The organism is Nocardia sp. NPDC049737 (assembly GCF_040674755.1).
Lineage (GTDB): Bacteria > Actinomycetota > Actinomycetes > Mycobacteriales > Mycobacteriaceae > Nocardia.
In genome coordinates, this window is record NZ_JBFANH010000037.1 from 1 (window position 1) to 18,801 (window position 18,801).

Below are 18,801 nucleotides of genomic sequence, written 5' to 3' on the forward strand. Positions count from 1 at the left end.
AGTGGCCTGTGGATTGCCCGGGAAAGCGACGACGTGATCATGTACGGAGCCGACTCCGAATGGCATGCCGATCACATCATCGCCCACGAGATCGGTCACATGCTGCTCGGCCACGGGACCGCGAGCGGTCCCGGGGCCGCCGTGGCTGATCTGTCGTTGCGCGAATTGATGCCCTCGCTGTCGCTGGAAACCATCCGCAGCGTACTTCGGCGCCAAGACTACGGCAGTGAGCGCGAGCGCACCGCCGAAACCTTCGCCGACCTGCTACTGGTCGAAGCGATGCTGCCGAAGCGGTCGGCGAGCCGGTTCCGCTCGACGTTCTTCCGAAACCGGCACCGATGAGATGACCTCCCCGATCCCGGGTCTGATCACCTGGCCCGTCCTGACAGGCCTCACGATGGTGCTCGCCGGTCGGTGGTGGCTGCTGCGCGACAGCACCGTCGACCGACTCATCAACCGCGGACTCGCCGCCGCTCTCGCCGAAAACCTGTTACGGGACGCTTGGTTCGAACAGTCACTGGCCTGGCTACTGCCCGGCGACGACACCGAAGTGGTGAACATCGCCCGACAGCTCTCACTGGGAGCAACCCTGTTGACCATGTCGAATATCTACGGCCTCGCCAAGTTGTGGGCAGGCGCCGACCCCGCCCACACATGGCGCAGGCAGCGGCGCTACTACCTCGTCACGATCACCGCCAGCACCGTCATCCTGATCGCAGGCACACCCGCCCGCCACGCCAACCAGTTGATCGACCAAACCCTCGGCTGGCCCGCTGTCGTGGTCTGTCTCGCGTTCTCCCCGCCGCTCGGCGCTACAGCCCTGCTCCTAGCCCGGGTGAGTGTGCGCGAGATGCGCACCGCAGGCGACACCACCTGGCAGGAACGTGCACTGTACACAGCGGTCCTGGGCACCATAGCGGGCCTCGGGGCGATAGCGGTCGGATACCCGCTCGGGACCATCACCAGTCTCATGACAGGCCGACCGTCATTCGATCCCGAGATGCACTGGGAAGCATGGGGCGGCTTCCTTCTCTCGGCCGTCGCCGCTCCCGCCACGATCACCGTGCCGCTGATCAGCACCCTGCTCACCCACATCGGATGCGACCGCACCGGCCGATACTGCCGCCGCCTGCGGCCGATGTGGGCCGATCTCACCGCAGCCGTACCCGAAATCGTCCTGCAGACGCGACGCGACCACAACGGCCGAACAGACCCAGCCATCCGTCTGCACCGCATGATGGTCGAGATCCTCGACAGCCTGCTACATCTCGAGCGCTACAGCGACAGCCCCGACGATCTCGCCGCCACCGGCGACGACCCACATACCCATGCCCGCCGCATCGCCGATGCCATCGCCACCAAAGCTGCCGGGCGCCCCCCGAGAGCTAGCCGGCTCACGCGCCGGCACCAAATCCAGCCGGGGGCACGCGACCTCACCACGGAACTGCGCCAACTACTCGCACTCGCCAAGGCATGGCGGCACGTCCGCGGCATGACAAAGTCGCCATCGCGTACATATGTGTATCCGCCAGCGCACGGACGCGGTGCGGCATCCTCCCCGACCTCGGCTCGGTCATCGGCCCTGGATAAGGAGCCTTGCAACGATTCCCAACGCGCGCTCGAGCACCAAATGAAAAACGGCCCGGAACATTTGAGTTCCGGGCCGTTTCCCTAGTAGCGGGGACAGGATTTGAACCTGCGACCTCTGGGTTATGAGCCCAGCGAGCTACCGAGCTGCTCCACCCCGCGTCGGTAAACACAACATTACACACGTCTATGCACGGAAGGCAAATCGCTTATCTTCCAGGGGGTTTACCCTGGTCAGCCGGGCCGGATAGCCCGTGGCGGGGCAGGTCGGGCGAGGTTGCGCAGACGGCTCCGACGGGCGGCGGCGGGCAGCTACCGAATCCATCCACCGAACCCGAGCGAGCGCAGCGGCGAAAGCCGTTTCAAATGCAACAGGCCACTCACCCAAGGGCTTCAAACGTGACCTGAGTCACTATTTCGCAGTGATCCCGAACACATAACGGTGCTATAACCGACCGACCGGAATCCATTCTTATGGCATTTGCGACCTGCGCAAACATCGATATACACGTTATTCGCTTCATACAATGGGGAAGTTATCAAGATGTGATCTGCTGAGATTTCTTCGTTACCGTCGAGCCACGGCCCGGATCAAACGTGATGGGCTCGAACTCGAACCGCCGAACACCGGCGACCCTGTCCCGCGGTCCGAGGATCCCCGACACACCTGGGGACAGGGACTCGGCATTTTGCATTACCGGGGGCGGTGGGCGCAGGGAGGGAATACAACATGTCGAAGCACCGAAAGCTCAGCACCCGCGCCCTCGGCTATGCCGCTGTCACCGGCGCAATCGTTGCCGTCCCGTTCGGTCTTTCCACCGGCACCGCAGCGGCCGCCCCGACCCACAATTGGGATGGCGTCGCGCAGTGTGAAAGCGGTGGCAACTGGGGTATCAACACCGGAAATGGCTACTACGGCGGTCTGCAGTTCTCGCAGAGCACCTGGGCGGCCAACGGTGGCCACGGTTCCGCCAATAGCGCCAGCAAGGACGAGCAGATCCGGGTGGCCGAGAATGTGCTCGCCACCCAGGGTGCGGGCGCCTGGCCGGTCTGCGGTCAGTACCTGCGCACCGGAGAATCAGCGCCGAGCCCGGCACCGGCTGTCGTCGAGCCGGAGCCCGCCGCTCCCGAGGCTGCCCCTGCCCCCGTCTCCAGCGTCAAGTCCGCCATCGAGCAGGCCCGGTCCGCGGGCTACCAGCTGGCCAAGCAGAACGGCCTCGAAGGCCAGTACCAGCAGCTGCTGGACCAGAACGGTGCACTGATCGACTCGTTCGGTCGCTGACGTAGGAATCCGACGTCACTCGGCAACGGCGCCGAGGTGGACGTCGGTTCGACGTCAATGAGAACGGCCCCGTCACCCGGATTTCCGGGTGACGGGGCCGTTCTCGTCGGATCAGCGACCGGCGTCCTGATACGCCTTCACCGCGGCGTCCAGTTCCTCCAGTGCCTTGCCGAAGTCCTGGAAGCTCCCGGACTTCATGGCATTTCGCACATTCTCGATCTTCTTACTCAGCTCCGCGGCCGCGGCATCCTTGGCGCCGGAACCAGTCGCGGGCGGCGGCGTGGTGCCCTGTGACGGCGGTGTCGCGCCCTGCGTCGGCGGCGTGGCGCCGTGATCCGTCGGTGGCGCGGTACCCGGTTTCGGCCTGCTCGCGGGATCACCGCCGAACGGCGTGGCCAGCGAACCTGTCCCCGGCAGCACCTGGTTCAGCGCATCGGCCAGGGTGGAGGCGAAGCCGACCTTGACACTGCCCGCCACATCGCGATAACTCACCAGCACCCGCAGCAGCTGCGGGAAGGTGGAGCTGCCCGCGCCGGTATTTCGCTCGTTGTAAAACGGCTCCACATAAAGGATTCCGCCGTCCGCGATCGGCAATGTCAGCAGATTGCCATATCTGATCTTGTTCGAGTTCGACAGCAGTGTTTTCTGACTGGAGACTTCCGGTGCCGTCGTCATACTGTTCTGCGTTTGTTGCGGACCCTGTGTTTGCGTATCGGTCGGCAATTGCAAGATCGTGAATTTGCCGTAGCCGTCCGGATCCGAGCGCACCGAAATATAGGCGGACAGGAACTGCCGGTTGTAGCCGACCATGGCGCTGGTCAGATTGAATACCGGCTTATTGTTCGCCGACGCATCACCCAGCAGCACGTAGTACGGCGGCTGATTGAAGGTGCCACCCTCGGTGGTCGGATCGCTCGGCACCGACCAGAAAGCGTTGTTGGTGAAGAACTCTCGCGGATTGTCCACGTGGTACTTGGTCAGCATTTCGCGCTGCACCTTGAACAGATCCTCGGGATAGCGGAAGTGCGCGCGCAGTTCCGGTGAGATCTCGCTCTCCGGCTTGACCGCGCCAGGGAACACACCGCGCCAGGCCTTGAGCACCGGGTCGGTCGGGTCCACCTCGTAGAGGGTCACCGTGCCGTCGTAGGCGTCGACGGTGGCCTTCACCGAGTTGCGGATGTAGCTGACCTCCTTGCGCGGCAAGAGCCTTCCGGTCTTCTTATCGATGCTGTCCTCGACAGCCCCCTCCAGCGAGGTGGTCTGCGCGTACGGGTAGTTGTCCAGCGTGGTGTACGCGTCGACGATCCACTGGATCCGGCCGTTGACGACCGCCGGATAGGCATTGCCGTCGGTGGTCAGCCAGGGCGCCACCTTCTGCACCCGCTCGCGCGGGCTGCGGTTGAAGATGATCTTGGAGTCGTCGCCGATGGCCGAGGAGAACAGCAGATTGCGCTCGGTGTACTTGGCCGCGAAGGCCAACCGGTTGAACCAGTTCCCGATCGAGACGCCACCCTTGCCGCTGTAGGTGAATTGCGCTGTGTCGGAATCGTATTCGCGCGGGTGCTGACCGTTGGAGGCGCCTACGATCGCGTAGTCCGGATTGGACTGCGAGATCAGCTCGCCGTAGTAGATGCGCGGCTGGTCGACCTTGATCTGCTGCTGGTCGGTCGAGTTGAACAGGTCGCTGACCAGGAAGATGGGATATCCGCTGTCGCTACTGCCGCCGGTGTTGGCATTGGGGTCCTCGTACTGCGGCCGGTTGACCCGGTTGGCGGGCGCCGCGACGAAGCCGTTGCCGTGGGTGTAGACGGTGTGCTTGTTGATCCAGTCGGTCTGGTTACCGCTCAGCGCCGACGGGTGCAGTTCACGGGCGGCCACAATGTAGTCCTGGATATCGCCGTTGAGGTTGTAGCGGTCGATGTCCAGCGACTCCGGGAAGCCATAGAAGTTCTTCAGCTGCTTGAGCTGAGTGAACGTGGGCGACAGGATATTCGGGTCGAGCAGGCGGGCATTGCCGATCGTCGCCGCATCCACCGGAACTTCCAGCGGACTCTTCGAACTGTCGCCCTTGTAGTCCTTGTACTCGATCTTGTCCGAGGTGATGCCGAACGCCTGCCTGGTCGCGGCGATATTGCGTTCGATGTATTCACTCTCTTTGTCGGCGGCGTTCGGGCGCACCGAGAACTGCTCGACCACCAGCGGCCACACCGCGCCCACCAGGACCGAGGAGAGCACGAGCAGCGCGGCCGCCATCGCGGGCACCCGCAGATCGCGCAGCACGATACCGGCGAAGAAGGCGATCGCGCAGATCACCGCGATGGACAGCAGGATCAGCTTCGCGGGCAGTACCGCGTTGATATCGGTGTAGGAGCCACCGGTGAAGGTCGGCTCCTTACGACTGCTCGACAGCAGCTCGTAGCGGTCGAACCAGTAGGCAATCGCCTTGAGCAGCACGAAGATTCCGGCGATCACCGCGAGCTGGATGCGCGCGGGCCTGGTCAGCGTGCCCTCGCGCCCGGTCAGACGCAGGCCGCCGAAGACGTAGTGCGTCACCAGGCTGGCGAAGAATGCGATCACCACCGCGACGAACAACCAGTTCAGCACCATCCGGTAGAACGGCAGGTCGAAGGCGTAGAACCCGACATCCAGGCCGAACTGCGGATCCTTCTGGCCGAACGAATCGCCATTGAGGAACAACTGCACGGTGACCCAATTCGACTGCGCCACCAAACCGGAGAGCACGCCGAGCACCAGCGGAATGCCGATCCCGAACAACTTGAGCCGGCTCATCACGGTGGTGCGGTAGCGCGCGATCGGATCGTTCGGACCCGCCACTGGTATGAATACCGGCCTGGTCCGGTACGCCAGCAGCAGCGCCAACCACACGACAAGACCGACGAACAACGCGACGACGATGAACAACAGGATCCGCGTGCGCAGCACGGTGAGATAGACGTTGCGGAAACCGACCTCGCCGAACCACAACCAGTTCGTATAGGTGTCGGTCAGCCGCGGTCCCAGCAGCAGCAGCGCCGCCAGAATGATGGCCGCCACCAGCAGCACTCGGCTGCGTCGGGACAACGAAGGTAAGCCGGTGGGGGGCCGCATGCCCACGATGCCACTCTCCAAGGTCCGGCGGCGCGCGCACCGATGTTCTCGGCCGTGACACCGCAGTCCGATGTTGCAGGTGGTCCAAAGCGGACCGTTTCGGCCCACTCTACGGAATCTGAGAGGGTACAGACCGGTGGGTTGCGATTGGTCTGCGATTACGCACGCACCGAGCTATCGATTCCGAGTGTTTGATTGGATATCGATGTGACCGCAGACCTGCACGCCGAACTCGTCCTCGCCCGTTCCGTCCGTGAAGTGGCGGAATTCGTCGATGCCGAGGGCTGGGGCAGACCGCCGCAGATGTTCGCGCTGGTGCCGACCGTCGATCTGGTCGCGGCCGAGCCCGGATTGCTCGATCAGCTGGATCAGGGCAGCGAGCTCACTCCCATTGCGCAGGAGTCGTTCCCGGCGGACATCACCGGCGGATCGATGGCGCTCGACGAATTCCTCGCCACCACCAGCTGGCCCGATGGCGTGAGCGGCTGTGTGCTCGTCCAGGAGATCGTCGTGCTGCCGCCGGATGCCGAGAGCACTCTCGACGATGCGCTCACCCCGCTACTCGCCGATCACGAGGCCGCCGACGCCGCCGCGCGCGCCGCGGCCGAGACCCATCCGGGGCGACGCACGGCCCGGCTGTTCGCCGCGGTACTGCGCACCGGCGCGGAGCTGTGCCTGCTGCAGGTCAAGCCCGAGGACGATGCCGACGACTTCGGCGATCTCGACCTGCGCACCTATCCGAATCTGGCGCCCAACCTGGTCGAGGCACTGCACCACACGATGGAGTGATCAGCCGCAGGAGACGGTCTCCCGACCAGCGTTGATGTCGTTGAGTGATTGCACTGCGCCGCTGAGGTTTTCGACCTTCACCAGGCGCAGTCCGTCGGGCGTACGCTGTTTTGCCTCATTGCAGTTGGCCGCCGGGACCAGGAAGGTCTGCGCACCCGCATCGCGCGCGGCCATCATCTTGTACTGGATGCCGCCGATCGGACCGACCTTGCCGTCCTGATCAATGGTTCCGGTACCGGCGACGAACTTGCCACCGTCGAGTTCACCGGGCGTGAGCTTGTCGATCAGCGCGAGGCTGAACATGAGACCGGCCGACGGTCCACCGATATCGGCGAGGTTGAACGAGACCCGCATGGGCGGGCGCGCGCCCTCGGTCGGGGTCAGGCCGAGGTAGCCCTTGTTCGCGTCGTCGGGGCGGGCGGCCAGGGTGATGGTCGCGGTTTGTTCGGTGTTCTCCCGACGGTAGGTCACGGTGATCTGACTGCCCGGCGCCTGCGAGGACACCGCGGTAACGACATCCTTGGGCGTGGCGATCGGTGCGCCGTTGACGCTGACCAGTTCGTCGCCCGCCTTAAGCGTCTCTTTGGCCGGGCCGTCGTCGGAGACCTTTCGCACCAGCACCACCGTCGGCAGGTTCAGCAAGTGCAGCGCCGCCACCTCGGCATTGCCCTCGGAATCCTTGAAGTCCTCCTGGTTGGACTTATCGATCTCCTCGCGCGGCACACCGGGCGGATATACCTCGGCGCGCGGGACCAGTCCGTGCTCACCACTGACCCAGAATCCGAACGCCTCGAAGATATTGAGTTCGTCGCGGACCGAGACCGTTGTCATATTCAGATGACCGGTCACCGGGTCTACTTCGGCGCCGCGGACGTCGACAACCTGCTTGCCATCGACCGAGCCGAGGGTATTGAACGTGGGTCCCGGCCCGAGTGCGACGAAGGGCACAGTGAGCAGGCTGCCCACCACGCCGAGGACGAGCACCGGGATCAGGGCGGCCACCAGGGTCAGGATCCGACGATTCACCTGGACCACAGTAATGATCGCCGCCGCGCCCGGTCGTGCGAGGCGCGTATTTACCGGCGTACGCGTGCCGGAGATTTCGCGCCGCGCGAACATCGACCCCCTACACCGCGCGCGTAAGGTTTGCAGTATGAGTGACCTCCCCTTCGGATTCTCGAACCGCGATGACGACGACCGCAGGCGCGGCGACGAGCCGAGCGGTGCCGGGGCGAACGATCCGTTCGGCCTCGGCGGGGCGGGCGCGGGCGGTTTCGATCCGGCCCAGCTCGGCCAGATGCTCACGTCACTCGGCCAGATGCTCAGCGGGATGGGCCAGCCCAGTTCGGCGCAATCCGGCCCGGTCAACTACGACGTCGCCAAGCGGTTGGCCCGTCAGCAGCTCGGGGCGAGTATGACGCCGGTCTCCGATAGCACGGTCAAGGCCGTTGCCGATGCCGCGCATCTGGCCGAACTGTGGCTCGACGGCGCTACCACGCTGCCCGCGGGCGCCAGCAGAACCGCGGCCTGGACCGCCAACGACTGGATCGAGGAAACGCTGCCGACCTGGAAGCGGTTGTGCGATCCGGTGGCCGAACAGATCTCCGGCATGTGGACCGCGCAGTTGCCGGAGGAGGCACGCGAATTCGCCGGTCCGATGGTCGGCATGCTCGGGCAGATGGGCGGGCTCGCCTTCGGCTCGCAGCTCGGGCAGGCGCTCGGCCAACTCGCCAAGGAGGTGCTGACCTCCACCGATATCGGGCTGCCGCTCGGCCCGACCGGCACCGCCGCGCTGCTGCCAGCGGCAATCTCGGAGTTCAGCGCCGGACTCGAGCAGCCCGAAAGCGAGATCCTGGTCTTTCTCGCGGCCCGCGAAGCCGCCCACCAGCGCCTGTTCGGACATGTGCCGTGGCTGCGTCAGCAGGTGCTCGGCGCGGTCGAGGACTATGCGCGCGGCATCAAGATGGACTTCTCCGCACTGGAGTCGGCGGCCCAGAATATCGACCCGATGTCGCTGACCGATCCCTCGAAACTCGAGGAGATCCTGTCCCAGGGCACGTTCGAACCGCAGACCACCCCGGAACAGAAGCAGGCCCTGGAGCGGCTGGAAACGCTGCTCGCCCTGATCGAGGGCTGGGTGCAGGTCGTGGTCACCGAGGCGATCGGTGACCGTCTACCGGGTGCCGGTGCACTCGCCGAAACGCTGATCCGCCGCCGCGCCACCGGTGGTCCGGCCGAGCAGACCTTCGCGACGCTGGTCGGACTCGAGCTGCGGCCCCGCAAGCTGCGCGAGGCGGCGGCGCTGTGGCGGCGGCTCACCGCCGATGCGGGGATCGACGCCAGGGACGCCGTCTGGGCGCATCCGGATCTGCTGCCGAACTCCGATGATCTGGACTCCCCCGCGGGCTTCATCGATTCGGTGATCGGCGGCGGCGTGGACGCCTTCGAGGATCCACTGGCCCAGTTGGCCGAAACCGAGGCACGCGAAAAGGCCGAACGCGAGGCCGCCAAGGGTGACGGCGAATCCGGGCCGGACCTCGGCAAGGACACCGACGCGTCCTGAGAGGTGTCCTGTTGATAAACGCGAATTCCTGTGGACTACCGCAGGATTCGCGCTGATTCGTCGATAGCCCCATCCGCATACTGCTGCCATGACGACGAGGCGGATGGGCGGGCCGATGCTGGCGCCGCGGGTGACCGTATTGGTTCGGTCGTCCGGGGTCGTGCAATTGGGGTGGGATCCAGAGCGTGCGCTGCTGCTGGATCGGACCGCATTGGATACCGACACCGTGCTGGCATTCCTGCGGCTGCTGGACGGTATGCACAGTCGCCCGCAGGTCATCTGGCGGGCCGGGGAATGTGGGATCGAACCCGCGGACGCAACGGAGCTGCTGAATCGCATCGATGACGCGGGCCTGCTGCTGCATCCGGATCCGCGGTTGGGGCGGGTGCGTTCGGTGCGGGTGCACGGGCTCGGGCCGCTATCGGATGCGGTCGCGGCCGGGTTACGGCGGCTCGGGCTGCGGCCGATCCGCTCGCGCGGTTACCGCCCCGACGATTCGGTGCTGGATTGGCACGGTGAGCTCGTGGTGCTGGCCGATGCGCTCGTCATCGAACCGCGCCTGGCCAATGAGCTGGTGCTGCACGGGATTCCACATCTGCAGGTGCGCATTCGCGACGGCAAGGGCGTGGTCGGGCCGCTGGTGTTTCCCGGTCTGACGAGCTGCCTGCGCTGTCTCGATCTGACCCGCTGCGAGTACGACCCGGAGTGGCCGCAGTTGGCGAGCCAATTGCTCGGCCGGGTCGGGCACGCCTCACCGGCCGGAATCCTGGCGACGGCGGCATTGCTGCTCGGCGAACTCGAGGCGATCATGCTCTGTTCTCCCGAGCGTCAGCTCGACACGATGAACGCCACGATCGAACTCGAACTCGATACGCACCGGATCTCGCGCCGGGAATGGCCGCAGCACGACGGCTGCGGATGCCGCCGTATTTTCGCTGCTCCCGCCGGATGAGAGTGTCAATTCTTACAGGCCGCCAAGCAAAGACATCAAGATTGTCGTGGCGATCGCACGGGTCTGTCCGCCATGATGGGTTACGTGTCTGAGATCGTGCGCCGTCGCTCGTCCCGCAATGCCAAGTTAGCCAAGATTCCGCTGGGTATCGCCGGACGAGCCGCCGTCGGGTTCGGTAAGAAGCTGGCCGGTGGCGATAAGGGGGAGATCAACGCCCAGTTGAACCAGAAGGCCGCCGAGCAGTTGTTCACCGTGCTCGGTGAGCTCAAGGGTGGCGCGATGAAGTTCGGTCAGGCGCTGAGCGTCATGGAGGCCGCGGTACCCGAGGAATTCGGCGAACATTACCGCGAGGCACTCACCAAACTGCAGGCCGCCGCGCCGCCGATGCCCGCCGAGACCGTACACCGGGTCCTGGACCAGCAGCTCGGCACCCAGTGGCGGCAGCGATTCAAATCCTTCGACGACACCCCGGCCGCATCGGCGAGCATCGGCCAGGTGCACAAGGCGGTGTGGTCGGACGGCCGGACCGTCGCGGTGAAGGTGCAGTATCCAGGCGCCGACGAGGCGCTGCGCGCCGACCTCAAGACACTGTCGCGGATGACCGGTCTGATCGCCTCGGTGATCCCGGGCGCGGATGTGAAGCCGCTGCTGGCCGAGATCACCGATCGCACCGAGGAGGAACTCGACTACCGCAACGAGGCCGCCAATCAGCGCGCCTTCGCCAAGGCCTTCGACGGACATCCTGAGATCGTGGTGCCGAAGGTGGTGGCCAGCGCGCCGAAGGTGATCGTGACCGAATGGCTGAACGGCATCCCGGTCTCACAGATCATCAAGCAGGGGGCCGAAGATCCGGAGGGCACGCGTGCGCTGCGCAACCGGGTCGCCGGACTGATGGGCAAATTCCACTTCTCCTCGCCGGAGACCGCCGGTCTGCTGCACGCTGATCCGCATCCCGGCAACTTCATGATGCTGCCCGACGGCAAACTGGCCGTCATCGATTTCGGCGCCTGCGCGCCCATGCCGGACGGGTTCCCGGAGGTCCTCGGCCGGATGCTGGCCCTCGAACTGGACGAACGCTTCGATGAATTGGTCGAGCTCATGTACGACAGCGGGTGGGTGATTCCGGGGCGGACCGTTACCGATAAGGAAATCGCCGACTACCTGCGGCCGTTCACCGACCCGATCCAGACCGATTCGTTCCACTTCACCCGCAAGTGGATGCAGCGGGTGGCAGGTAAGGCCTCCGAGATCGGCAGTCCGGATATGAAAACCGCGCGGGCACTGCAGTTGCCCGCGCAGTACGTGATGATCTTCCGTGTGCTCGGCGGTTCGGTCGGCATCCTGGCCCAGCTCGATGCGGAACTGCCGTTCATGCAACTGGTGCGGGCCTGGATGCCGGGCTTCCGCGAGGAGCGCTCCGCTAGCTGAAAACTCGAAAGAGATTGGCCGAGAACGCAAACGAGCCGCCCACCGGATCTTACGGTGAGCGGCTTGTTTGCTTTCTCGTTCCTGGGCCCTGCCCGTAACCGGATAGGCCTCAGCGACCGGAGGGAGGGGAATCACAGATCTCATGCCGAGATCGCGACCTTGCGTGGACGTCCACGCGGGCGCTTGCGGGCGATCACGACACCCTGGTCGAAGATCTCACCGCCCCAGACACCCCACGGCTCGCCCCGATCCATGGCTGCGGTCAGGCAGCCCTTTCGGATCGGGCAGGACGCACACAGCGCCTTGGCCTGCTCCAACTGGACCGGGCTCTCGGCGAACCAGAGATCGGGGTCTCCGGCTCGACAAGGCAGGACCTTTGTGACCTCCCGGGGGCGGGTGGGCCGTGCCACGGTTCGGCATGTCACGTCAGTAGTGGCTTGTGGCCTCTCTGCGGTGAACACGTCGTTCTCCTTCAGCTCGTTTGCAGCGGTACGTTCGTTCGTTCCGCGAAACCGAGGCCGGTGGTGGCTGAAGGGCCGGTAAAAAATACTGGCCACGGTTTCGCTTCGGGCGATCCGTGGCCAGGAGGTCGGGGGTGTTCCCTACCTAGTTCGACATCTCTGTCGAATCCTGATCACGGTCGCTGGGTGTGCGGTGCGGCGGAGGCGTGCTGCCCGCAGATCTGCCGGTGCATATCCGGCCTCAGCTGCGAAGACGCCAGCTTCTGCCGTAATGGCAGAGGCCGGGTGCCAGCCCGCGCTGGGCTTGTCCTGAATGACGACGCGACTCGGGGAATGCATGCTCATGGCTTTGCCTTGATCCCCGAATACGCCGACACCGGACAGACCGATCCCCTGCAAAGCAGCGAGGATCCCCCGGGAGGCCGACATGACGGGCGCAGCATTCACCGCAACGCCAGTGGCGCTGAAGTTCGTATTGCCATTCATCGGTCTGCCTCCCTCCTGTACTCGTGTCGGTAACTCTGCGCGCCGAGATGACCTCCCGGTGCGTGAATCCCACCATATGTGTTGCCGCTCATTGCGACAACCTATTTTCTACCTGCGGTTTTGTGGGCTTGACCGCAGCCGTGATGCCACTATCGACAACACCTCGGCCCCGTACTGCTCGAGCTTCTTCGCCCCGATTCCGGGTATGGCGGCGAGTGCGTTGTCATCGGCGGGCAGTTGCTCGGCGATCGCGGTGAGTGTCGTGTCGGTGAAGATCACGAACTCGCGCACCCGCAGATCCTGCGCTTTCTCCTCGCGCCACGCCTGTAGCGCCGCGAGTAGCTCGGCGTCCAGTTCGGCCGGGCAACGGCGGCAGCGGCCGAGCATAGTGGCGTAGGTGCCGATCAACGGTTTGGCACATACCCGACAGGTCGGGCGCGCACCATTCGAGGCACTGTCGGCAACAGGTGCGGCGATTCGCGAGGCCGGCGAGTCGTCGGGCACCAGGCCGTTGAGGAATCGCGAGCGCCGGCGCGTGCGCCTACTGCCCCCGCCGCGCGAGAGCGCCCAGGACAATTGCAGATACTCGCGTGCCCTGGTCACGCCCACGTAGAGCAGTCGCCGTTCCTCTTCGAGCGCCGCCTGATCGGCAACCGAGCCGTCGTCGCCGAGCACATGCGCGATCGGCAGCGTGCCGTCGGCGACGCCGACCAGGAATACCGCATCCCACTCCAAGCCCTTCGCCGCATGCAACGATGCGAGGGTTACGCCCTGGACGGTGGGCGGGTGCCTGGCCTCGGCGCGTGCTGCCAACTCGCGCAGCAAGCCGATCAGGTCGAGTGCGTCCTCGTGGTCGACCAACTCTTCGGTCAGGCGCACCAGCGCCATCAACGATTCCCAACGCTCACGCGCCTGGGCTCCCGCGGGTTCGGTTGCGGTAAGTCCGACGGGCGCGAGTGCGGCGCGCACCAAGGTAACCAAGGCCTTACCACTGCGGGACTGGTCGGGTAGATCCTCGCGAGCGGCTACCTGGCGCAGTGCGGATATGGCTTGCCTGACCTCATTTCGGGCGAAAAACCCCTCGCCACCGCGGACCTGGTAGGGAATGCCGAGTTCGGTCAGCGCCTGTTCATAGGCCTCGGACTGCGCGTTGATCCGATAGAGCACCGCGATCTCGGCAGGGGGCGTGCCCGCGGCGACCAGTTTCTTGATAGACCGCGCGACCGCATGAGCCTCGGCCGGACCGTCGTCGAATTCGGCGAATACCGGTTCCGGGCCGTCGTCGCGCTGGCCGACCAGTTGCAGCCGGGTGCCCGCGATGCGACCGCGCGCGGCGCCGATCACCCGGTTGGCCAGTGAGACCACCTGCGGCGTCGAGCGATAGTCGCGTTCCAGCCGGACCACCGTCGCCTCGGGAAAGCGGCGGGAGAAGTCGAGCAGATAACTCGGGGTAGCACCGGTGAAGGAGTAGATCGTCTGATTCGCGTCGCCGACCACGGTCAAATCGTCGCGGTCGCCGAGCCAGGCGTCGAGCACCCGCTGCTGCAATGGCGTGACGTCCTGATACTCGTCGACCACGAAACTGCGGTAGCGCCCGCGGAATTCGTCGGCCACCGACGCGTAGTCCTCCAGCGCGGCGGCGGTGTGCAGCAGCAGATCGTCGAAGTCGAGCAGTAGTCCGTCCGGTGTTGCCTTCAACTTCTCGTAGCCGCTGTAGGCGGCCGCGACCCGCATCGGGTCATACGGCGGCTCGCGGCGGTGTTTGGCCACGGCCGCCGGATAGTCTTCCGGTGCGATGAGAGTGGCCTTCGCCCATTCGATTTCGGTGAGCAGATCGCGCACGGCTTCGGTGTGCGAGGACAATCCGGCCTGATGCGCGGCCTGTGCCACGACCGGAAATTTGCGATCGAGCAACTGCCACGGCACATCGCCGACGATCTGCGGCCAGAAGTATTTGAGCTGGCGTAGCGCGGCCGCGTGAAAGGTGCGCGCCTGCACCTGATTGGCCTCGCCGCCGAGACCGAGCGCACGCAGACGGTTGCGCATCTCCCCCGCCGCGCGCGCGGTGAATGTCACCGCGAGCACCTGGTCGGCCTTGACGTGTCCGGCGGAAACCAGATGCGCGATGCGGTGGGTGATGGTTCTGGTTTTGCCGGTACCGGCACCGGCGAGCACACAGACCGGGCCCCGGGGCGCGCGGACGGCCGCGGCTTGTTCGGGGTCCAGCGAGTCCAACTCCGGGCGGGTGGGCTCGCTCGTACTGGTTGCCGACACGACACACATCATGGCAGTGCCCGCCGACAAGTGGTCGCGCAAGGGATCCGGTCCGGATCGGACTCCGCCGTTTCGCGGGCTCGGTCGCGCGGCTAGCGATCGCGTAGGCGACGCAGTGCACTGGCGAACGCGCTCGTATCGCCGTCGAGCGGGGCGAAGAATTCGTGGTCACAGTTCTCGACCGCGATTATCGCCCGATTCGCCAGTGCCACACCGGCTTCGGTGGGTACGAGGGCCTTGGCCCTGCGGTCGTGCGGATGGTCACGTCGCTCGAGCAGCCCCTTCTGCTCGAGTGCGCGCAACACCTGGGAGGTCATCATCGGGTCGGTGGCGGCGTGGGCGGCCAGATCGCGTTGCATGACCGGTTCGTCGCGTCCCGCGGCGAGGTAGGTCAGCGCGGCCAGTAGGACGAACTGCACGTGGGTGAGGTCGTAGGAAGCGAGGGCCGCGCGCTGAGCGGCCTGCCACCGGTTGGTCACCTGCCAGAGCAAGAGGCCGGGACTTTCGTCCGCCTCGGCGAATCGGCTGCGCAGGCCTCGGTCCTCACTCATCTGCCTCCTTGACCACTGGTTCGTCGATCATCGCCTGTGCGATCACGGCGAAATCGTGCGCGGTCAGTTCGACCAGTCCACGGCGCAGCACCATTCCCCAATTCGGCGCACTCGTGAGATCCAGTTCACCGCGCAGTTCGTCGATGGGAGCCTCGCGAGCATCGGTCCGATAGTGCACCGCGCGCCGCCACGGCTGGAAGCAGCCACCATCCTGCGGATCCGCCTGCCAGACCGGCCGGTCGTCGATGGTGCCGATAGCGGTGAAGGATCGGATCTGCGCACCGCTGCGCATACCCTCGCGCGGCGAGTAATAGAGGAACCCATCGCCGGGACGCATGCGTTCGAGCGGCGTCCGCTTGCCATGGTTGACCTGGGCGATGCCGAGTTCGACACCGCGGCGCACATGTTCCCGGGAGACCACCCCCAGCCAGTACTTCATACGAGCACCGCCTCCGCCGCGGCGACGAGCGCACGCAGATCGGGCTCCACCGATTCGGCGATGTCCGCGCCCATCACCTTGGTCCAGAACCAGCTCAGCGGTCCCTCGATCGAGACGGTCACCGTCACCGTTGTTCGCGCGGGGCCGGTGGCGACCTGGTGGTCGAAGATCAGGCGGGCGCCGATGAGCTTGGAGACATCGACGAACTCGCTCTCGGAAAGCCGCTCGACGATGAACGGCACCTTGGGACCGCCCTTCGGCTTCAAAGCGCCGGTGGCACCCTGCGCGAACGGCCCGTCCAGACGGACCCATTCGGTGTCGTTGTTCCATTCCGGCCAGGTGGCCATATCCGCCCACTTGGCGAAGAAGGCGGCGGGCGCCGCGGTCGACGTGGCCTGTGCGGTGGCGATCGTTGTCATGAATTTAGTATGCGCGCTTACTAAACCCTGTGCAAGCCCGGTTTCTGAGTCCGGTGGAACAGGATCAGGCCGTCAAATGTTGAACCGTCCGTGACTGACGTGACTCCCGCTCTGACGATGTACTCGACCACCTGGTGCGGCTACTGCCGACGGCTGAAGAAGCAGTTGGACGAGTCCGGCATCAGCTATGTCGAGATCGATATCGAAGACGATCCCGCATCGGCCGAATTCGTCGGCAGTGTGAACGGCGGCAACCATGTGGTGCCGACGGTGAAGTTCGCGGATGGGTCAACGGCGACGAATCCGTCGCTGGCCGCGGTCAAACAGGCATTGGCCGCGCTGGCCTGATCAGGCTGCGATCGTTCCGTGCGGACCGAGTAGCCCGCACGGAGCTTTCGTATGTCTTCGATCAGAGCGCGGCCCAGGACTCCACGATCGTGCGTGCGATGGAAATCGAGCCCGGCAGCAGTAACCGTGCGCCCTGGTTCTGGGCGGACCAGTCACCGACGGCCAGCGCCTCGCGCACCTCGGCCCGAGTGAACCAGTAGGCCTCGGCGATCTCGCCATCCGAAAAAATCAGCGGCTGATCGGGATCGGCGATGGCGGCGAAGCCAAGCATGAGCGAGCGCGGGAACGGCCACGGCTGACTGCCCAGGTAGGTGATATCGCGCACGTCGAGTCCGACTTCCTCGCGCATCTCGCGCTCGACGCATCGCTCCAACGACTCCCCTGCCTCCACGAATCCGGCGAGCAGCGAGAACAGCGTCTTCGGCCAGGTGTGCTGGCGGGCCAGCAGAACCCGCTCGCCGCCGTCGTGGATCAGGCAGATGACGGCCGGATCGATCCGAGGGAACTCCTCATGGCCGTTCTCGGTGACCCGCGACCAACCGCCCTTGGTCGCAGTGGATGCCGTGCCGTCGGCGGCATTGAATCCGGCCTTGTCATGCCAGTTCAGCAGGGCCATGGCAGAGGTGAGCAAGTCGGCGGTGAGATCGTCGAGACCGCCCGCCATGGCACGCAGATCGGTCAGCGTGTCCTGCAGTTCGGCATCACGCACGGCCCACACGTGTTTGCCGCCGTGGATGCCGAGGAACACCGCGGCCGGATTCGGCTCGGCAGACAGTTCGATCGCCGGTTCCAGTACCAGCGCACCGTCGTCGAAGCGGAACTGCCCGCGCTTGTTGATACGGAGCAACTCGGCCTCGGCCCAGCCCTCCTTCAGCGTCTGTTCGTCGGCCCGGATCTCCTCGGCCCGGTCGAGCACTGAACGCGAAAGCAGTGGAACACCATTGAGCTGAAATCCAGAGGCCACGGTCCGAGACTATCGCGCCGGTATTACCGGCCTGCGTGCCGGATGTAGAGCAGCTTGTCGGTCGCTTCCAGCGCGTCCACCTCGGCCTCGCCGACCCGGATCAACTCACCGCCGCGCACCACGCCGAGCACGATATCGCCGAGATGGCGCGGGGAGCCGCCGACCTCCGACGGTTCCACATCGCGTTCGGCGACCGCGAAGCCCTGTTCGGGGGTCAGCAGATCCTCGATCATCTCCACCACGGTCGGGGTGGTGGTGGCGATGCCGAGCAACCGGCCCGCGGTCTCGGAGGAGACGACCACCGAATCCGCACCGGACTGGCGCAGCAAGTGGGTGTTCTCGGCCTCCCGGATGGCGACCACGATCTTGGCGCTCCTATTGAGTTCGCGCGCCGTGAGACTCACCAGGACGGCGGTGTCGTCCCGGTTGGCGGCGACCACGACCGAGGCGGCCCGCTGCACACCGGCCAACCGGAGCACATCGGATTGGGTGGCCGAACCGTGCACCGTCACCAGACCCGCATTCGCCGCGCCCTCCAGCGCGACCGCATCGGTATCGACCACGACGATATCGGCGGGCTGTACGCCGTCGCCGAGCATGGCGTCGATCGCGGTGCGGCCCTTCGTCCCGTATCCGACGACCACGGTGTGATTACGCACGCTGCGCCTCCAACGCTGGATCTTGAATGCCTGCCGGGAGCGCTCGGTGAGCACGCCGATAGTGGTACCGACGAGCACGATGAGGAAGAGCACGCGTAGCGGCGTGATGATGACGATATTGGCCAGCCTGGCCTCGGCGGTCACCGGCGCGATATCGCCGTAACCAGTGGTCGACAGCGATACCGTCGCGTAGTAGAAGGCGTCGAGGAACGACAGCTCGTCACCGGAATTGTCGTGGTACCCAGCGCGACCGAAATACACCACCAGCGCCGCGGCGAACAGCAAGCCGATAGCGAAGAGCACCCGGCGCACCAGCGAAGCCCATGGGCTGTTCTGGATTTCGGGAATACGCAGCACCCCGACCAGCGCGAAATCCGGACGACTCGACAGTCCGACACTGCGTGCGCGATCACCGAACACCGCAGGCACCCGCCCCTGTACTCGCCACGGCCTCGGCCGTCTCCGGCGTTGCTTGTCCCTCCGGCACGCAC

At 65.4% G+C, this 18,801-nt stretch carries 16 protein-coding genes, 1 tRNA gene and 1 pseudogene; 8 read left to right on the forward strand and 10 right to left on the reverse strand.

Going from position 1 to position 18,801, the window contains the following annotated elements; all coding sequences use genetic code 11:
- Both AB0J47_RS35775 and AB0J47_RS35780 read left to right on the forward strand, forming a co-directional pair.
- Positions 1-342: pseudogene (locus AB0J47_RS35775) on the forward strand (hypothetical protein); the annotation flags it as partial.
- 1 nt (position 343) lies between these two features.
- Entirely contained in the window at positions 344-1,675 is a 1,332-nt protein-coding gene (locus AB0J47_RS35780) for an MAB_1171c family putative transporter (protein WP_364356747.1), read from the forward strand.
- Here AB0J47_RS35780 and AB0J47_RS35785 read toward each other — a convergent pair.
- Positions 1,676-1,749: transfer RNA gene (locus tag AB0J47_RS35785), tRNA-Met, on the reverse strand. It lies immediately after the preceding gene.
- A 568-nt stretch (positions 1,750-2,317) separates the two neighbouring features.
- Here AB0J47_RS35785 and AB0J47_RS35790 point away from each other — a divergent pair.
- Positions 2,318-2,869, forward strand: a complete 552-nt coding sequence (locus tag AB0J47_RS35790) for a transglycosylase family protein (RefSeq protein ID WP_364356750.1) — start codon at positions 2,318-2,320, stop codon at positions 2,867-2,869.
- A 111-nt stretch (positions 2,870-2,980) separates the two neighbouring features.
- On the opposite strand, the gene AB0J47_RS35795 is transcribed toward AB0J47_RS35790, so the two are convergent.
- The gene (locus AB0J47_RS35795) at positions 2,981-5,983 is read right to left on the reverse strand and encodes a UPF0182 family protein (protein ID WP_364356753.1); all 3,003 of its coding nucleotides are present in this window, start codon (positions 5,981-5,983) and stop codon (positions 2,981-2,983) included.
- Positions 5,984-6,184: 201 nt separating this feature from the next.
- Between AB0J47_RS35795 and AB0J47_RS35800 the strand changes: the two genes are divergently transcribed.
- Positions 6,185-6,766: a PPA1309 family protein gene (locus AB0J47_RS35800; RefSeq protein ID WP_364356756.1), complete on the forward strand. Its 582-nt coding sequence runs from the start codon at positions 6,185-6,187 to the stop codon at positions 6,764-6,766.
- On the opposite strand, the gene AB0J47_RS35805 is transcribed toward AB0J47_RS35800, so the two are convergent.
- Positions 6,767-7,792 (reverse strand): PDZ domain-containing protein, encoded by a 1,026-nt coding sequence (locus tag AB0J47_RS35805; protein WP_364356759.1) that lies wholly within the window; start codon positions 7,790-7,792, stop codon positions 6,767-6,769.
- A gap of 127 nt (positions 7,793-7,919) precedes the next feature.
- Here AB0J47_RS35805 and AB0J47_RS35810 point away from each other — a divergent pair, with 127 nt between their 5' ends.
- From AB0J47_RS35810 to AB0J47_RS35820, 3 genes are all read left to right on the forward strand, one after another.
- The gene (locus AB0J47_RS35810) at positions 7,920-9,329 is read left to right on the forward strand and encodes a zinc-dependent metalloprotease (protein ID WP_364356762.1); all 1,410 of its coding nucleotides are present in this window, start codon (positions 7,920-7,922) and stop codon (positions 9,327-9,329) included.
- A gap of 88 nt (positions 9,330-9,417) precedes the next feature.
- Entirely contained in the window at positions 9,418-10,281 is an 864-nt protein-coding gene (locus AB0J47_RS35815; protein ID WP_364356765.1) for a hypothetical protein, read from the forward strand.
- A gap of 72 nt (positions 10,282-10,353) precedes the next feature.
- Positions 10,354-11,709 (forward strand): AarF/UbiB family protein, encoded by a 1,356-nt coding sequence (locus AB0J47_RS35820; protein WP_364356768.1) that lies wholly within the window; start codon positions 10,354-10,356, stop codon positions 11,707-11,709.
- 140 nt (positions 11,710-11,849) lie between these two features.
- Here the strand turns inward: AB0J47_RS35820 and AB0J47_RS35825 are convergent, their stop codons facing one another.
- From AB0J47_RS35825 to AB0J47_RS35845, 5 genes are all read right to left on the reverse strand, one after another.
- Positions 11,850-12,119, reverse strand: coding sequence for a WhiB family transcriptional regulator (locus tag AB0J47_RS35825; protein ID WP_364356909.1), 270 nt, complete (start codon positions 12,117-12,119; stop codon positions 11,850-11,852).
- Between the two features lie 645 nt (positions 12,120-12,764).
- Entirely contained in the window at positions 12,765-14,939 is a 2,175-nt protein-coding gene (locus AB0J47_RS35830; RefSeq protein ID WP_364356771.1) for an ATP-dependent DNA helicase UvrD2, read from the reverse strand.
- An 83-nt stretch (positions 14,940-15,022) separates the two neighbouring features.
- Complete coding sequence (locus AB0J47_RS35835) at positions 15,023-15,481, reverse strand: MarR family transcriptional regulator (protein WP_364356774.1); 459 nt, start codon at positions 15,479-15,481, stop codon at positions 15,023-15,025.
- Positions 15,474-15,920, reverse strand: a complete 447-nt coding sequence (locus AB0J47_RS35840) for an EVE domain-containing protein (protein WP_364356777.1) — start codon at positions 15,918-15,920, stop codon at positions 15,474-15,476. Before AB0J47_RS35840 ends, AB0J47_RS35835 begins: the two co-directional genes overlap by 8 nt.
- Complete coding sequence (locus AB0J47_RS35845; protein ID WP_364356780.1) at positions 15,917-16,339, reverse strand: hypothetical protein; 423 nt, start codon at positions 16,337-16,339, stop codon at positions 15,917-15,919. Before AB0J47_RS35845 ends, AB0J47_RS35840 begins: the two co-directional genes overlap by 4 nt.
- Before the next feature lie 117 nt (positions 16,340-16,456).
- Here AB0J47_RS35845 and AB0J47_RS35850 point away from each other — a divergent pair, with 117 nt between their 5' ends.
- Positions 16,457-16,687: a mycoredoxin gene (locus AB0J47_RS35850; RefSeq protein ID WP_364356912.1), complete on the forward strand. Its 231-nt coding sequence runs from the start codon at positions 16,457-16,459 to the stop codon at positions 16,685-16,687.
- Between the two features lie 61 nt (positions 16,688-16,748).
- On the opposite strand, the gene nudC is transcribed toward AB0J47_RS35850, so the two are convergent.
- Both nudC and AB0J47_RS35860 read right to left on the reverse strand, forming a co-directional pair.
- Positions 16,749-17,651 carry an NAD(+) diphosphatase gene (gene nudC, locus AB0J47_RS35855; protein ID WP_364356783.1) on the reverse strand — a complete coding sequence of 301 codons (903 nt, stop codon included), beginning with the start codon at positions 17,649-17,651 and terminating at the stop codon, positions 16,749-16,751.
- A gap of 23 nt (positions 17,652-17,674) precedes the next feature.
- Positions 17,675-18,730 (reverse strand): potassium channel family protein, encoded by a 1,056-nt coding sequence (locus tag AB0J47_RS35860; RefSeq protein WP_364356786.1) that lies wholly within the window; start codon positions 18,728-18,730, stop codon positions 17,675-17,677.
- Between the last annotated feature and the right edge of the window lie 71 nt (positions 18,731-18,801).

Excerpts from the sequence above, each read along its gene's own strand:
- AB0J47_RS35780 (WP_364356747.1), top strand. The coding sequence starts at position 344 with ATGACCTCCCCGATCCCGGGTCTGATCACCTGGCCCGTCCTGACAGGC.
- AB0J47_RS35790 (WP_364356750.1), top strand. The coding sequence starts at position 2,318 with ATGTCGAAGCACCGAAAGCTCAGCACCCGCGCCCTCGGCTATGCCGCT.
- AB0J47_RS35810 (WP_364356762.1), top strand. The coding sequence starts at position 7,920 with ATGAGTGACCTCCCCTTCGGATTCTCGAACCGCGATGACGACGACCGC.
- AB0J47_RS35815 (WP_364356765.1), top strand. The coding sequence starts at position 9,418 with ATGACGACGAGGCGGATGGGCGGGCCGATGCTGGCGCCGCGGGTGACC.
- AB0J47_RS35820 (WP_364356768.1), top strand. The coding sequence starts at position 10,354 with ATGATGGGTTACGTGTCTGAGATCGTGCGCCGTCGCTCGTCCCGCAAT.
- AB0J47_RS35830 (WP_364356771.1), bottom strand. The coding sequence starts at position 14,939 with ATGTGTGTCGTGTCGGCAACCAGTACGAGCGAGCCCACCCGCCCGGAG.
- AB0J47_RS35835 (WP_364356774.1), bottom strand. The coding sequence starts at position 15,481 with ATGAGTGAGGACCGAGGCCTGCGCAGCCGATTCGCCGAGGCGGACGAA.
- AB0J47_RS35840 (WP_364356777.1), bottom strand. The coding sequence starts at position 15,920 with ATGAAGTACTGGCTGGGGGTGGTCTCCCGGGAACATGTGCGCCGCGGT.
- AB0J47_RS35845 (WP_364356780.1), bottom strand. The coding sequence starts at position 16,339 with ATGACAACGATCGCCACCGCACAGGCCACGTCGACCGCGGCGCCCGCC.
- AB0J47_RS35850 (WP_364356912.1), top strand. The coding sequence starts at position 16,457 with ATGTACTCGACCACCTGGTGCGGCTACTGCCGACGGCTGAAGAAGCAG.